This is a genomic window from uncultured Brachybacterium sp. (assembly GCF_947500705.1).
GTDB lineage: Bacteria > Actinomycetota > Actinomycetes > Actinomycetales > Dermabacteraceae > Brachybacterium.
In genome coordinates this window covers 504,852-520,141 of the sequence record NZ_CANMSY010000001.1, presented here as the reverse complement: position 1 = coordinate 520,141, position 15,290 = coordinate 504,852, and the positions used below count along the sequence as shown (strand labels likewise).

Annotated in this window: 10 protein-coding genes; 6 read left to right on the top strand and 4 right to left on the bottom strand. The window is 71.6% G+C overall.

The features are described from left to right. Positions 1-24: 24 nt before the first annotated feature. The 5 genes from Q0937_RS02415 to Q0937_RS02395 all read left to right on the top strand — a co-directional run bounded on the left by Q0937_RS02415 (position 25) and on the right by Q0937_RS02395 (position 8,302). The gene (locus tag Q0937_RS02415) at positions 25-1,035 is read left to right on the top strand and encodes an iron ABC transporter permease (RefSeq protein WP_299299345.1); all 1,011 of its coding nucleotides are present in this window, start codon (positions 25-27) and stop codon (positions 1,033-1,035) included. Beyond that, positions 1,032-2,045, top strand: coding sequence for an iron chelate uptake ABC transporter family permease subunit (locus Q0937_RS02410; protein WP_299299343.1), 1,014 nt, complete (start codon positions 1,032-1,034; stop codon positions 2,043-2,045). The genes Q0937_RS02415 and Q0937_RS02410 overlap by 4 nt, the downstream gene beginning before the upstream one ends. 10 nt (positions 2,046-2,055) lie before the next feature. After that, a complete protein-coding gene (locus Q0937_RS02405) occupies positions 2,056-4,026 on the top strand; it encodes an SIP domain-containing protein (RefSeq protein ID WP_299299341.1) in 1,971 nt (656 codons plus the stop codon). Positions 4,027-4,159: 133 nt separating this feature from the next. Beyond that, a complete protein-coding gene (locus Q0937_RS02400; protein ID WP_299299339.1) occupies positions 4,160-7,567 on the top strand; it encodes an ATP-binding protein in 3,408 nt (1,135 codons plus the stop codon). Between the two features lie 225 nt (positions 7,568-7,792). Next, on the top strand, positions 7,793-8,302 hold the full coding sequence (locus tag Q0937_RS02395; protein WP_299299337.1) for a hypothetical protein: 510 nt from the start codon (positions 7,793-7,795) through the stop codon (positions 8,300-8,302). Here Q0937_RS02395 and Q0937_RS02390 read toward each other — a convergent pair. Then, a complete protein-coding gene (locus tag Q0937_RS02390; RefSeq protein ID WP_299299335.1) occupies positions 8,265-9,833 on the bottom strand; it encodes a maltokinase N-terminal cap-like domain-containing protein in 1,569 nt (522 codons plus the stop codon). The genes Q0937_RS02395 and Q0937_RS02390 overlap by 38 nt on opposite strands. Positions 9,834-9,920: 87 nt before the next feature. On the opposite strand from Q0937_RS02390, the gene Q0937_RS02385 reads away from it, so the two are divergent. Further along, positions 9,921-11,885: an Ig-like domain-containing protein gene (locus tag Q0937_RS02385; RefSeq protein ID WP_299299333.1), complete on the top strand. Its 1,965-nt coding sequence runs from the start codon at positions 9,921-9,923 to the stop codon at positions 11,883-11,885. A gap of 82 nt (positions 11,886-11,967) precedes the next feature. Here the strand turns inward: Q0937_RS02385 and Q0937_RS02380 are convergent, their stop codons facing one another. From Q0937_RS02380 to Q0937_RS02370, 3 genes are all read right to left on the bottom strand, one after another. Continuing rightward, on the bottom strand, positions 11,968-12,573 hold the full coding sequence (locus tag Q0937_RS02380; RefSeq protein ID WP_299299331.1) for a LytR C-terminal domain-containing protein: 606 nt from the start codon (positions 12,571-12,573) through the stop codon (positions 11,968-11,970). 1 nt (position 12,574) lies between these two features. Beyond that, the gene (locus Q0937_RS02375; protein ID WP_299299329.1) at positions 12,575-13,984 is read right to left on the bottom strand and encodes a beta-N-acetylhexosaminidase; all 1,410 of its coding nucleotides are present in this window, start codon (positions 13,982-13,984) and stop codon (positions 12,575-12,577) included. A 207-nt stretch (positions 13,985-14,191) separates the two neighbouring features. Then, complete coding sequence (locus tag Q0937_RS02370; RefSeq protein ID WP_299299327.1) at positions 14,192-15,187, bottom strand: peptidoglycan-binding protein; 996 nt, start codon at positions 15,185-15,187, stop codon at positions 14,192-14,194. Between the last annotated feature and the right edge of the window lie 103 nt (positions 15,188-15,290).

Genomic DNA, 15,290 nt, shown 5'->3' with positions numbered 1-15,290 from the left:
CCGAGGGCCCTGAGGGTGCGCAGCATGCACCGGGCGGGACCGCACCGTGCCACCGTGCTCGCGCTGGGGGGCGGGCTCCTGGCCCTGCTGCTCGCGGTCGCGCTCTCCCTCGCGGTCGGTGCCCGCACGGTGGCCCCCGCCGTCGTCTGGCAGTCGCTGACGGCCTACGACGGCAGCCTGGCGGACCACGTCGTGGTCCATTCCCGCCTGCAGCGCACCGTCGCCGGGATCGCGGTCGGGGCGGCGCTCGCCGTGGCGGGTGCCGCGATGCAGGGCATGACCCGCAACCCGCTCGCGGATCCCGGCATCCTGGGCCTGAACGCCGGGGCCTCCGCGGCCGTGGTGCTCGGGATCTACATCGCCTCGATCTCCCAGGTCACCGAGTTCATGGTGCTCGCCTTCGTCGGTGCCGGGGTGGGCACGGTGCTGGTGTACTCGATCGCCTCGATCGGCCGGGACGGGGCGACCCCGGTCAAGCTCGCCCTCGCCGGTGCCGCGCTCACCGCCGGCCTGGCCTCCCTGGTCAACGCGCTCGTGCTGCTGGACCAGGCGTCCCTGGACCGGATGCGCTTCTGGCAGGTCGGGACCCTGGGGGCGCGCAGCCTCGGCGACGTCGCGACCGTCGGCGGCTTCATGCTGCTCGGCGCCGTCATCGTGGTGCTCGCGACGAGCACCCTGAACGCGCTCGCCCTGGGAGACGAGGCCGCGATCGGACTGGGCGTCCCCGTGCGCCGAGCCCGCCTCGCCCTCGGCGTCGCGATCATCCTGCTGTGCGGAGGCGCCGTGGCGCTCGCCGGGCCGATCGGATTCCTCGGCCTCGTGGTCCCGCACGCCGCCCGTCTCGCCGTCGGCGGTGACTACCGACGGATCGTCCCGCTGTGCCTGCTCGCCGGACCTGTCCTGATCCTGGTGGCCGACGTCGTGGGCCGGGTGATCGCCCCGCCCGCCGAAGTGCAGGTCGGGGTCATGACCGCCCTGATCGGCGTGCCCGTGTTCGTGGTCCTCATCCGCACCCGTCGGCAGGTGGGGTTGTGAACGCGCCCCGCGGCCGGCGCCGCCTGCTCGGACCCCTGGCGATCGCCGTGGTGCTGGCCGGCCTCGTGGTGGTCCGCGTGCTGGTGGGGACCCCCTTCATCTTCGCCGACCAGGCGCTGCGGGTGATCCTGGGGGAGGAGATCCCCGGGATCTCCTTCATCGTGCGGGAGAACCGCCTGCCCACGGCTGTGGTCGCACTGCTCGCGGGCGTCGCCTTCGGTCTCTCCGGCACCGTCTTCCAGACCATGCTGCGCAATCCGCTGGCCAGCCCCGACGTGATCGGGGTGACGCTCGGCGCCTCGGCCGGAGCGGTGATCGCCCTGTCCTTCTTCCAGGCCCAGGGCACCGCCCTGTTCTGGTTCGCGCTGCTGGGCGGGCTCGCGACCTCGGTGCTGATCCTGCTGGTCTCCGGAGCGGCTCGTCCCGGCGGCTCGGGTGCTGTCGACAACCGCTTCGTGCTGGTGGGCATCGGGGTCGCCGCGGCGCTCAGCGCCCTGATCTCCTACCTGATGACCCGCATCTCCTCCCAGACCGCGGGAGACGTCATGCACTGGATGGTCGGCTCGCTCTCCACCTCCACCTGGGACCGGGTCGTGGTGCTCGCCCTCGCGCTGGCGGTGCTGATCCCCGCCCTGGTGCTGCTGGTCTCCCGGCTGCAGATCCTGCAGCTGGGCGACGAGACCGCCACCGGGCTGGGCCTCGCCGTCCCCCGCACCCGGATCGCACTGATCATGGTCGCGGTGACCCTCTGCGCCCTGACCGTCGCGGTCACCGGGCCGCTGTCCTTCGTCGCCTTCCTCGCCGGGCCTCTGGCGCGGATGATCACGGGCCGCCCGAGCTTCCCGATGGCCGCCGCGGTGGGCGCGACGATCGTGCTGCTCGCAGACATCATCGGTCAGAACGCCTTCGGCAGCGTCGAGCTCCCGGCCGGCGTGATCTCGGGAGCACTCGGCGCCCCGTTCCTGCTGTGGCTGCTGACCCGAACCCCGAACACCGGACACGGAAGGTGATCGCGTCGTGATGGCCCAGATCCACGCACAGAACCTGACCCTCGCCTATCACCGTCGTGACATCGTGCACGATCTCAGCCTCGCTCTGCCCGAAGGGAGGGTGACGATCATCGTCGGCGCCAACGGGTGCGGGAAGTCCACGCTGCTGCGCGGCATGTCCCGCCTGCTGCCCCCGCGGGCGGGCAGTGTGATGCTCGACGGCAAGGATCTCCATGCCCTGCGCGGCAAGGAGCTCGCCCGCCGGCTCGGCCTGCTGCCCCAGAGCCCCATCGCGCCCGACGGTGTGACCGTGCGCGAGCTGGTCTCCCGGGGCCGCTATCCCCATCAGGGCCTGTTCCCCCAGTGGAGCGAGGCCGACGAGGACGCGGTGCGCAGCGCCCTGGCCGTCACCCGCACCGACGAACTCCAGGACAGGCTCCTCGAGGAGCTCTCGGGCGGGCAGCGCCAGCGGGCGTGGATCGCGATGGCGCTCGCCCAGCAGACGGAGGTGCTGCTGTTGGACGAGCCCACCACCTTCCTGGACGTGACCCACCAGCTCGAGGTGCTCGACGTGGTCCGCGACCTCAACCACGACCGCGGCACCACCGTCGGCATCGTGCTGCACGATCTGCATCTCGCCGCCCGCTACGCCGACCACCTGGTGGCCGTGAGGAACGGGGAGATCTACGCGGAGGGCACCCCGGGGGAGGTCATCACCGAGCGGATGGTGCGGGAGGTGTTCGCCCTCGAGGCCCGCATCATCCCCGACCCCGTCACCGGCACCCCCATGGTGCTGCCGCTGGGCCGCGGCAAGGACGCCCCCGGCGTGACCGGCGAGGTCGCCGCGGCGGGCGCGACCGCAGCAGACCCGAATCACCAGAGCACCCAGAACCACCAGAGCACCTCGCCCCAGGGCGACGGCGCAGACCACGACGAGCAGGAGAATCCGATGCAGACCATCACCGAGGACCGTCTGGTGCTCGCCGCCGAGCACAGCAGCATGCTCGCCTTCGAGCTGACCGTCGCCGCCCGCCGCGAACTGGGCCCCAGCCTGGTGCGCCTCACCTTCACCGGGGTGGATCTCGCCCACTTCGGAACCAACTCGCACCCGCTGGACCTGCGGATCAAGCTGATCATCCCCGGTCCCGCCGCGAGCGCGGATCATTTCGCCTCGGTGCGCCCCGGTGCCCTGCTGGACCCCGAGACCCACGCCGACTGGTATCGCCGCTGGTTGCAGATCGACGCGGAGGATCGTGGCTGGATGCGCACCTACACCGTGCGGGACCAGCGCGCCGCCGGCCATCCCGGGAACCTCTCCGGACTGCCGGAGATCGACGTCGACTTCGTCCTCCACCTCGAGCCCGAGCCGATCCCCGGCAGCGGAGTGGCCGCCCGCTGGGCGAAGGACGCCGCCGTGGGCGACACCATCTCCCTGCTCGGCCCGAACCGGGCTCTGGTGGGTCCGGACTACGGCGGCATCGAGTTCCGGCCCGGCACCGCACGCACCATCTTGCTGGTGGGGGACGAGACCGCAGTGCCCGCGATCGGTTCGATCCTCGAGGCGCTGCCCGCTTCGATCAGCGGCCACGCGCTGCTCGAGGTCCCCGACCACCGCGACCAGCAGCAGCTGCTGACCCGCTCCGGGGTGCAGGTCACCTGGCTGGCGCGCGGGGACCGACCGCACGGTGAACTGCTGGACGCCGCGGTGCGGGACCTGATGAGCGAGAACGCCCAGGCTTTCCGTGATGCCGAGGCCTACGGACCCGCGGCGGTGCAGGACGGGGGCTCGGAGCGGGAGGAGCCTGCGGAGCTCGAGGACGTCGACATCGACGACACCATCCTGTGGGAGACCACCACCGGCCACGGCGCGTTCTACGCGTGGCTGGCCGGTGAGGCGGGCGTCATCAAGACCCTCCGCCGCCATCTCGTCTCCGAGCTCGGACTGAACCGCAAGCAGGTCTCCTTCATGGGCTACTGGCGCCAGGGCCGTCCTGAGAACTGAGGCGGGCGGGGGAAGGCCCCGACCCCGTCCCCTGGGCCCGACCCCGTCCCACTGGGAGCGTCCCTGAGCGCCGCCCGCCGACGCCCTGGAGCGGGAGCATGTGGAAGGCGCCCGGACTCGGTACCCTGACCGGGTGCCTTCGACGACTGAGACCGTGACCCCGCAGCAGCAGGACGGACTGGACCTGCCCGGCGTCCCGACCGAGCCCGCGCCCGGCGGGACGGCCACCGATCCCGACCATCCCCATCCGGGGCAGTGGCGGCTGGTGGCTGTGCAGGTCTCCAACTGGGGGACCTTCCACGGCACCCATGATCTGAAGATCTCCCCCAAGGGCTACTTCCTCACCGGCGGTCCCGGCACCGGGAAGTCGACCCTGCTGGATGCGATCAGCGCGCTGCTCACCCCGCCCCGCACCCTGCAGTTCAACGCCGCGGCCTCGGACGCCGGGCCGCAGCGCTCGAAGTACCGCCGCACCGTGGCCAGCTATGTGCGCGGCGCCTGGGCGATGCACTACGACCAGGCCACCGGGGAGTTCAGCCAGGAAGTGCTGCGGGAGAAGACCACCCTGTCGGTGCTCACGCTGCGCTACAGCGACGGCCAGGGCGGCACCGTCCAGCTCTCACGCCTGCTCCTGCTGCACGCCGGGCACTCCGCGGACTCCGACGTCAAGAGCCTCTACATCATCGCGCGGACCCCGCTGGACGTCACCGACCTGCGCCAGTTCGTCTCCACCCAGATCGAGGGCAAGGCCCTTGAGGCCGCGCACCCGGGTACCCAGACCTTCCGCCAGTTCCGCGAGTACCGCGCGGCGTTCAGCCAGCTGCTGGGGATCCCGGACGAGAAGGCGCTGGGGCTGCTGCACAAGATCCAGTCCGCCAAGGAGCTCGGAGACGTCAACGGGCTGCTGCGCGACTACATGCTCGATGCGCCGCGCACCTTCGACCTCGCGGATCAGGCGCTCGCGAACTTCCACAACCTCTCCGAGGTGTACGAGGCGCTGGTGACCGCCCGCGAGCAGCGGGATCTGCTGCGCGGCCTGCGCGGGAACCACGAGGACTGGACCGCGATGCGCTCCCGGGGCGGAGAGCTGGTGGATCGCCGCGCCGATATCGACGTCTTCGCGGCCCAGCATCTGGTGCGCCTGCTCGGGGACGAGACCGACCGGCTCCAGCTCGAGCGCGACCGGCTCGCCGCGCAGCAGCGCCGCCTCGGCCAGGACGTGACCGAGGCCCGCTCCGATCTCGCCCAGCTCAAGGAGCAGCGCAAGCGCGCCGGCGGCGGGGAGATCGACGACTGGAAGCAGCAGATCGCGGGCCTCGAGGTCGAACGCGAGCGGCGGCGCGAGCGGGGCACCGAGTTCGCCTCCCAGCTGGCGACCGTCGAGCTGCGCACCCCGGCGGGCGAGGACATGTTCCTGGCCCTGCAGCGTGAGGTCCTGGCGCTGCGGGAGAGTCTCGAGACGGAGGAGAAGGGCGCCGACGCGGCCCGCTGGGAGGCCGAGGCGGCCGTCCGCGAGCTCGGTCAGACCCTCGCCCGCACCCGAGAGGAGCTCACCTCCCTGACCTCCCGCGCCTCGAACCTCCACTCCGAGGATGTGGCCCTGCGCGACCACATCGCCGCCGAGGTGGGCATCTCGCCCGCGGAGCTGCCCTTCGCCGCCGAGCTGCTGCAGGTGCGCACCGGAGAGGAGGAGTGGACCGCCGCGGCCGAGCAGGCGCTGCGCGGACTGGCCCGCTCCATCCTGGTCCCGGACCGGGTGTACCGAGAGGTCGCCGCGGTCATCGACCGCACGAGGCTGCGCCGTCGGATCTCCTACAACCGGGTCAACACCGACCTGCGCCGCCCGGCGAAGACCATCGACGAGCGCTCCCTCGCCGCGAAGCTCGACGTCAAGGACGGCGAGTTCCATGTGTGGCTGTCCCAGGAGATCGCCTCCCGCATGGACTACACCTGCGCGGAGAACCTCGAGGAGTTCACCCGCCTGAACCGGGCGGTGCTGCGCTCGGGACAGATCAAGCATTCCTCCACCCGGCACGAGAAGAACGCCGACCGGCAGATCAACGACCGCTCCCAGTGGGTGCTCGGCTTCGACAACCGGGCCAAGCGGGCGGTGTTCGAGTCCGAGCGCACCCGGGCCGAGCAGGCGCTCTTCGAGGCCCAGGCCCGGCGCAAGGATGTCGAGGGTGAGCGGGAGCGGCGCCAGGAGCGCCTCTACGCGCTCCAGCTGATCAGCGCCGTCACCTGGGACGACATCGATGCGGCGTCGGTGGCCCGCCGGGTGGCGAACCTGCGTGACATGGTGCGTGCCGCGGAGGACGGCTCCTCCGCGCTCACTGAGCTGGCCCAGCAGATCGACGAGGTCGAGCGGTCCATCGCGGACAGCGATGAGGAGCTGCTGGAGGTCGTGCGCAGCGCCGGCAAGCTCGCCGAGCAGGCGGAACGGGCCGATGAGCGCCTTGCCGAGGCGCGCGAGCGGGTCGCCGGGTCCGCGCTCGACCCCGAGGTTGAGCAGGAGCTGGCCGAGCGCTTCGCCGCGATCGCCCCCACCCTGGTGCTGTCCACGATCGACCAGGTCACCAAGGACGCCTCCGCGACCCTGGATGCGGAGCTGATGGACCTCACCCGTCGCACCTCCCGCGCCGAGGAGGACATGCGCACCGCCATGCGCGAGTTCTCCCGCCGCTGGCCCGCCCGGGCCGGCGACACGGCGCCCACGCTCGAGGGGGCCGACGACTACCTCGAGATCCTGCAGCGGATCGAGGAGGAGAAGCTGCCCGAGGTCGAGGACCGCTTCTTCGAGTTCTTCACCGGCAACACGCTCGGTGACGTGCAGGCCCTGGCCACGGCGATCGCCAGGGAACCGGCGGAGATCCGCAAACGCCTGCAGCGGATCAACGCCCTGCTCGCGCAGGTGGAGTTCCACTCCGGCCGCTACCTGCAGCTGTCGATGCGCCCCGTGCACCTGGCGGCGCTGGACGAGTTCAAGCGTGCGCTCGAGGAGGCGGTGGCCGGCTCCGCGCTGCACGACATCTCCCGTGATCGCGAGCTGGCCGAGGAGCGCTTCCTCTCGCTGCGGCACCTGATGGACATGATCGGCTCGGCCCGCACTCGCGACGATCAGGTCTCCCGGGTGATCCTCGATGTGCGCCGCCACGTGCACTTCCACGCCGAGGAGGTCGACGCCGAGGGCACGGTGGTCCACGCCCACGAATCCGGCGGCCCGCTCTCGGGTGGCCAGAACGAGCGCCTGGCGACCTTCTGCCTGGCCGCGGCTCTGCGCTACCAGCTGGCAGGGACCGGACAGGAGGCGCCGCGCTACGCCCCGATCATCATCGACGAGGCCTTCTCCAAGGGCGCCGGCAAGTTCATCACCGCGGCGATGGAGTCCTTCCGTCACTTCGGATTCCAGGTGATCCTCGCGAACCCGGGCAAGAACCCGCAGGCTTTGGCCCCGTTCATCGGCGGTGTGGGCGTGGTGTCGATCCGGCAGGACCGCTACTCCTCCGTGGCTCCGGTGGATTTCGTGCCCGTCGCGGAGTGAGGGAAGGGGCGGCGAGCGCGGGAGGAGACGGAAGAGCCGAAGGAGCCGGATGAGCCGGATGAGCCGGATCAGGTCTCTTTACCATCCAGCCGTCCTCAGGGTGCATGGGGAGTTCTCCCCATCGGCAGCGGCGCCCGGGATCGGTACCCTGATCGCCAACCGTTCCAGTCCAGCGGTGCAGCGGCATGTCGTCGCCGAGGCGGTACGACAGGGAAGGGGGCGTTGATGTCAGCACTCCCGGCGCACCCCTCCGACTCGATTCCCGGCCAGGATGAGACCCACGGACGGATCCGCGAGCTGCTCAGCGTGATCACCACGGCAGTGCTCGAGCAGCAGCCGGGCCTGATCGCCTTCGGGGATCACCGCCCCCAGCGCGACCGCTCCTCCGGGGACTCCTGGCATGGGCTGCAGACCCTCTGCCACGTCAGCGCTCTGCTGGCCAGCTCGGGCCTGCCGGAGGACTCCCTCGATGCCACCACCGTGCTGCTGGACGCCGCCGACGCGATCGCCGTATCCCGCGGCATGATCCGCCGCTCCGAGCAGCAGGGCTCCGGGATCACCGGACGCACCTGGATCGGCGCGACCGGGGACGTGCTCGAGGTGATCGTCGGGGTGCGGGTCGCCGTGCGGGCGATCAGCGCACCCTTCCTGCCCGGCTCCCTGTCTCCGATGGCCACCACCAGCCCGGCCTCGGCACTCAGCCCGCTGACCCCGCCTCCGCGCCTGGTGCGCTGATCCGCTCGAGCGCCGCCAGTGGGATCGGCAGCCAGTCGGGTCGGTTCCGGGCCTCGTACAGCGCCTCGTAGACGGCTTTGTCCGCTTCGAAAGCTGCCAGCAGCACCCCCGAGGCGGGATCCGCGTCGGCCCAGCCCGCGGCCTGCGCATAGCCCTCGAGATAGGCGGTGCGGGCGGCGGCCGCCCATGCTGAGGCATCCGTCCCGGACTCGGCACGCACCGCGCCCGTCACGTAGTCGAAGCTGCGCAGCATTCCTGCCACATCCCGCAGCGGGGAATCGGGAAGGCTGCGCTGGGCCAGCGGACGCAGCGGTTCGCCCTCGAAATCCACCAGCACCCAGCCGCGGTCGGGCACGAGCAGCACCTGGCCCAGGTGGAGGTCTCCGTGGATGCGCTGCAGCGCGGGCCACGGCACCTCGGCGGCGGCGGCCAGCAGGTTCTCGATCCGTTCCTGGTGGACGGCCACCTGGGGGACCTCGGCGGCGATAGAGGACAGCCGCGTCCGCATCTGCTCGATGGTCTGCTGGACCCGGCCCGCGTCGGCGGCAGCGGTGCCGAGCGAGTCGGCGAGATCGCGGTGCACCTCTGCCACGGTGGCGCCCAGCTGGCGGGCGGCCTCCCGGAAGTCCTCTCCCGCGGCCGCCAGGCGCAGCGCCACCCGCCAGGCATCCTCCACCCCGGGCAGGAACTCCTGGGCGAACAGGGAGTGGGTGCGGATCCCCGCCACCGCCACCGTCGCGGAGCCCACCATCGCCGGCACCCGTCGGCTGCCCGCAGCGGTCAGCGCGCCCTGCAGCACCACGTCGGGGTTCTGCCCGTCCTGGAGGACCCTGAACAGCTTGAGGATCAGTGGCGAGGCGCCCTCCGTCTCGACGATCAGCGAGGTGTTGGACTGCTCGCCGGAGAGCACCCGGCTGCGCATCGCGCGGCCCAGAGGGAGCGGTGCGTCGGGGGCGGTGCGATGGGAGGCGAGGCTCAGCGAGGGCCCGAGCGCACCCTCGCCGGAGACCAGGGTCGCAATGATCGCCGCGCGACCGTCGGCATCCCGGGCGGCGTCATCCACCCGCAGCGGCCCGCCGGGCACCGCGAGCACCCCCACCTCGGATCCCTCCTCCTGTGCCCCGGTCGGCGCCCCGGGCCGGCGCAGCACCAGCGGGACCTGATAGAGGGCCTCGGCGTCGCGGGGCAGGGAGACCGCGACCGCGGTCAGCACCACCACATGGTCCGGCGCCACGCGCAGCGGCGCCCAGCCACGGATCGTGACCTGGGGGACACCGGCACCCTTGTGCGCGTACCAGCGCTGGGAGGGCATCCATGCCGCCAGCTGCTCGGTGAGCTGCTCGAGCACCTCCTCCAGCGGAGGCAGCGCGGAGACGTCGAGCGGGGGCGACGCGTCGAGCAGGGGCGACGCATCCAGCGGTGGAGAGGCGTCGGGCAGGGGGGAGTCGGCAGTCTGCGCGCCGGCTCCCGAGCCGACCGGGGATGCCTCGGCATCCGATGCAGGGGAGGCTGTGGGGTGCGTCTCATCCATGCGCTCACTCTACGGTCGCGGGCCCGCGGCCGCGCGGGATCTGCGCGGGATCGCCGGGTTCCCGGCGGGCGTTGTTACCCTGGGCCGGTGCCTGAGCCGTCGTCGCGTCGCCCCTCCCGCGCGCATCCGGGAATCCTGGTCGCGCGCGTCTCCGCGCTGTGCGCCGCCGGGATGCTCGCACTGTCGACGGCGCTGCCGGCAGCAGCGCTGGGGGAGGACGGTCCGTTCCCCTTCCCGGCGGAGACCACCACGCTGGACATGGTCCCCGGTGCGGCGACTCGGATCCCGTTGGTCGCGCTGATCGAGGATGGTCTCGAGTCCGAGGTCTCCCTCGGTTCGGCGCGCCTGGCCGTGCATCAGGAGGCCGATGAGGGGATGCGCGCCCAGATGTCCCTGGGGGAGGACTCCCGGAGCATCGTGATCGCGGGGGAGGGGACCTGGTCCCTGCTCGGTGAGGACCTGGTGTTCCAACCGCAGACCGGGGTCGACGCCCCGACCACCCCGATCGCGCTGACCATCGGCGGCCTCCACGGCAGCCGCTCGCTCCCGGTGGTGCTCACCCCGGAGGCGCTCGCGCTCGAGGAGGTCGAGGCGCACGGCTCGGCGGGGGTGCCGATCCGGATCGATATCGAAGGGTCCGTCCCGGCCGACGGATCGGTGCGGCTCGAGCTGGCCGAACTCCCTGCCGGATCCACGGTGCTGTCCGACGGCAGCCGGGCCACCGTGCCCGACCAGGGCGTCTGGCAGCTCTCGGCCGACGGCGACGCGCTGACCCATACCCCCGCCGGGATCGGCCTCGGCCGTCAGCTCGATCCCATCAGGTTCGTCGTCGAAGATGAGGAAGGGGCGGCGGACCGGGCGGGGCAGGTGACGCTCACCGTGCCGATCATCTCCGACCTGGACTGGTCCGCCCCCTACGGCGAGGACATCCTGTTCGTGGTGGGCGAGGGGCAGCAGTTCGTGGACCCGGAGACCCTGCGCCTGCAACCGCTCGGGGACCCCACATCGTACGGAGCCTCGGCGGATGGTACGCAGGTGGTGGTGCCGGGGGAGGGCACCTGGGTGCTGGACCGCAACGCCGCCACGGTGCGCTTCTCACCGGAGAGCGCGGAGGTGCGCGCGACCGCGCCGATGGGGATCACCGGCGGTGACGGCGAAGGCGCCACCGCCGCGACCGCCCTGCTCAGCACCGCCTATCCGATCCTGATGTCGCGCTCCGAGGCCGGGGTGCCGGGAGAGCCGATCAGGTTCGATCTCGGCAGCGGGATCCGGGACGTCCGCTCCGACTCCCTCCGGTTCGACCCCGCGCTGGCCCCCGAGCAGGCCCAGCTCTCGGCAGACGGCACCACCCTCACCCTCCCCGGTCAGGGGACCTGGCAGATCGACCTCGCCGCGGGCACCGTGCTGATGACTCCCGAGGAGGGTTTCACCGGGGCGGCGACTCCGGTGGATGTCACCGCCCGCGGCGTCTACGCCGACAACCCCGTCGGCGCCACCCTCGCCGCGGTCTTCTCCCCGGTCATCGCGACTCTGCGAGATGACGAGGCGCGCACCGCTCCGCAGGCTCCGATCACCGTCGATGTGCTGGGCAACGACACCGCGGGCAGCAGCGCGCAGCCCCTGGTGCCGGAGTCGGTCCGGATCAGCTCGCTGGCCGCCACGAACCTCTCTCAGCTCGAGGACGGGCGCGGCACGCGCCTGCTGGTCCCGGGCGAGGGCGAGTACACCGTCGCGGGCAATGGTGCGGTGACCTTCGCGCCCGAGGAGGGGTTCACCGGCCGCACCACGGTGATCACCTACCACGTGGTCGACAGCGCCGGGATCCCGGTGCGGGCGAATCTGGTGGTCGACGTGGATCCGGATCTCACCGCGGCGGCGGCGGCAGGGTCGGAGGTCAGCGGAATCAACAGTCTGCTGATCGGCCTGATGCCGTCCTCCCCGAGCACTGCGGCCGTGTTCGGCACCGTCGTGATGCTGCTGATCTTCGGGGGTGGGGTCAGCCTGTGGATCGGTCTGCGCATGGAGGCCGACCGCCGCGCCTGGGAGGACTGAATCCCTGGGAGGGCTGAGCCACTAGGAGGGCTGAGCCACTGGGCGGGCTGAGCCCCGGGCGGGCGGCGTGCGAGCTCGCCGCTCAGCAGCCCTCGGGCATCTCCACCGGCTGCTCGAGCGCTGTCGCGGCCACGGACTCGTCCTCGAGACCGGTGAAGCCGTCTCCGATCAGCAGATCCACCGCGGTGCCTTCACGGGCGTCGTCCAGACGCAGCTGGGATCCCTGGACCTGGACCCGCAGTGACTGCGCCGCGAGGTATCCCTCCGGGCCGTGGACGATCGTGGCGGGGCCGCTCGCCTTGCGCGTGTTGCCGGCCTCCTCGAGCGTGAAGCCGCGCGCGGCGAGATCTTCCGAGACCTCTCCGGCCAGCCCACCGCGGGTGGTCCCGTTCAGCACGGTCACGGTGACCTCGGCCGGCGGCAGCGGAACGGCTCCGGGCTCGGGACAGGTGAGGGCGATGGGATCCGGACCGAAGGACTTCGGAGCGATCACCCCCGGCTCCGCGACCGGTTCCCGCAGCTCGCCGACGGCATAGACCCCGATCCCGATCAGCACCACGGCGAGGATCGAGAAGATCGTCAGCTGGGTCGCGCGGATCCTCCGGGTGCGGCGGAGGCGCTGGTCCCGGCGACGGACGTCATCGGCGGACCGTCCGTACGGGTGGGCGTCGTGGTGGGAGGAACTCATCTCAGTCCAGAGGGCGGTAGCGGATGCCGAAGGCGTCCAGACGGGGCAGATGCGCACGCAGCCGGTCCTCGAACTCCTCCCAGCTCTGCTCCGGGGAGCCCCAGGCGCGCTCGGCGAGGGCGCACAGGCGCGGGAAGGCCATGTACTGGAAGCTCTCGGCATCGGGCAGGTACTCGGACCAGAGCTGGGCCTGGATGCCGAGCAGCAGCGCGCGCTTCTCGTCCGGGAGCTTGGCCGGCTCGAGCTGCGCGGTGTAGACGTCCTTGAGCGTGTTCGGGCGGCCCTGCGCCACGGGCTCGTCCTTCGGATCAGCCTGGTAGTAGTTCAGGTAGGTCTGATCGTGGGTGGCGATGATGGTCTGGAATCCGCGGTCCACCGAGGTCCTGACTCCGGCACCGTCGCGCCAGTTCATGATGATGGTGTCGTCGGGCAGGTGGGTCTCGAGCACCTCATCCCAGGCGATCACCCGCTTGCCCTGCTCGCGCAGCACCTCGGAGGCGAACTGGGTGAAGCGGCCCTGGATCTCGGAGAACCGGGTCAGGCCCCATTCGTTGAGCCGGGCGCGGGCGGCCGGGGAGCGCTCCCACTCCACTCGCGGGCACTCATCGCCGCCGATGTGCACGTAGGGGGCGGGGAAGAGCGCGGCGACCTGGGTCAGCACATCCCGCAGGAAGTCGAAGACGGTGTCGGAGACCCCGAGCACGTGATCGGAGATGCCCCACACCTCGCGCACCCCGACCTGCTGCTCGGGGAAGTTCCCGAGCTCGGGATAGGCGGCGATCGCGGCCTGCATGTGCCCCGGCAGATCCACCTCGGGGACGATCATGATGCCGCGACGTCGTGCGTAGTCGACCAGGCCCGTCAGCTCGTCCTGGGTGTAATGGCCGCCGTGACGGGTGCCGTCGAAGGTCCAGGTCTCCTCGGGGGTCTCCATCGATCCGATCAGGGTCTGCTCCCGCCAGCTCCCGACCTCGGTGAGGCGAGGGTAGCCCTTGATCTCGACGCGCCATCCCTGGTCGTCGGTGAGGTGGAGGTGCAGCACGTTCAGGCGGTGCAGCGCCATCGCGTCGATGAACGTCTCGATCTCCTCCACCGGGAGGAAATGGCGGGCCACGTCGAGGTGGAGGCCCCGCCAGGCGAACCTCGGGCGATCGGAGATCGTCACGCAGGGGATCTCTCCGCCCGCGCCCGTCACGATCTGCGCGAAGGTGTTGCGGCCGTCGGCCAGCGCGGCTTCGCTGCCGGCGCTGAGCGAGGCGCCGGCCGGGGAGATCGACAGCGCGTACTCCGTGGGCGGCAGGGAGTCGTTCAGGCCGACGGACAGCCCCTCCCAGGGATCGTTCGTCGTCCACACGCCCTCGGACCACACGACGGACTGGGGCAGGGGGACGAGGGCGATGGGGTCGGGCATGGGTTCTCCTGGAACGACGACGGCGATCGTGATCTGCACCAGTTTGCCACGGAGACCTGGCTCACGGAGCCACCCCGCAGATGCGCAGGGGCCCGGTCGGCGATGCCGACCGGGCCCCTCACGTCGCCCTGCTCCTTCCCGTGGACGCTCTCGCGTCGAGCAGGCCGGCGTGGCCTTATATCCGTCTGCTGCCGACCGAGCGGACGCTCAGCGGTAGGTGACGAACACGTGCGGTGCGTTCCAGATGGAGCGCTCGACGACCTGCTGGCGTGAGCCGGAGGCGTCGATGATCTTCCCGTTGCCCACATAGATGCCCATGTGGCCGTAGTCATTGCCGGTGAAGGCGACGAGGTCGCCGGGCTTCGCCTGGGACTGGGAGATGATCCGGCCGCCGAAGGTGTAGCCCTTCGCGGTCTTGCGCGGCAGGTTCACCCCGGCCTGGTTGTAGGCGTGGTACACCAGCCCTGAGCAGTCGAAGCCGCTGGCCGGCGAGGAGCCGCCCCACGTGTACCGGGTCCCGATCTGGGCCCGGGCCGCATTGATCACGGCCTGGCCGTTGATCGAGGTGCCGCTCGCGGGACCGCGGTCCTCGTCGCGGCTGCCGGCGTTGTCGGAGATGCGGACATTGCTGTCCAGCGCGCCCCAGGTCTTCGGCCCGACCACGCCGTCCACGCCGATCCCGGCGGCGGACTGCAGCGAGCGCACCGCCGAGCTGGTGGCGGATCCGAAGACCCCGTCGGCCTTGATGGACGCGCCGGCGGAGCGGAGCTGGTTCTGCAGGGTGGTCACGGACGCGCCGCGGTCACCGGAGCGGAGCTTGGGCTGCGAGCTGCCGGTGGCCGGCGTCGACGGCGCGGCGGCCGCAGCACCGGTCAAGGAGCTCCAGGTCAAAGAGCCGACGACCCCGTCCACACCGATCCCGGCACCGGACTGCTGGCTCTTGACGGCACGCAGGGTGGCGGCGCCGAAGACACCGTCGACCGTGATCGAGGCACCGTGGGAGTTCAGCTGTTGCTGGAGGTAGCTCACCGCCGACCCGCGGGCACCGAGGCGCAGCTTCACCGAGGTGTACTGGGACTGGGAGGCGGGGGCGATGCTCGGGACGGCACCGCGCAGGGTCCCGAAAGCAGGAGCGGCAGGTGCCTGGGCGGTGGCCGAGGCTCCACCGGCGAGTGCGGCGGTGGCGGAGACGGCGCCGATCATGGCAGCACCTCCGACGCCCCGACCCACCGGGGCTGCGAGGCCTCGGTAGTCGATCACGGCACGGCCGGCGGCCCGGTGCGTGCCTCGTGGAACTGTGCGGAAC

Coding starts and splice junctions, on each gene's coding strand:
- Q0937_RS02370 (WP_299299327.1), bottom strand. CDS start 15,187: ATGATCGGCGCCGTCTCCGCCACCGCCGCACTCGCCGGTGGAGCCTCG.
- Q0937_RS02390 (WP_299299335.1), bottom strand. CDS start 9,833: ATGGATGAGACGCACCCCACAGCCTCCCCTGCATCGGATGCCGAGGCA.
- Q0937_RS02405 (WP_299299341.1), top strand. CDS start 2,056: ATGGCCCAGATCCACGCACAGAACCTGACCCTCGCCTATCACCGTCGT.
- Q0937_RS02415 (WP_299299345.1), top strand. CDS start 25: ATGCACCGGGCGGGACCGCACCGTGCCACCGTGCTCGCGCTGGGGGGC.
- Q0937_RS02375 (WP_299299329.1), bottom strand. CDS start 13,984: ATGCCCGACCCCATCGCCCTCGTCCCCCTGCCCCAGTCCGTCGTGTGG.
- Q0937_RS02395 (WP_299299337.1), top strand. CDS start 7,793: ATGTCAGCACTCCCGGCGCACCCCTCCGACTCGATTCCCGGCCAGGAT.
- Q0937_RS02380 (WP_299299331.1), bottom strand. CDS start 12,573: ATGAGTTCCTCCCACCACGACGCCCACCCGTACGGACGGTCCGCCGAT.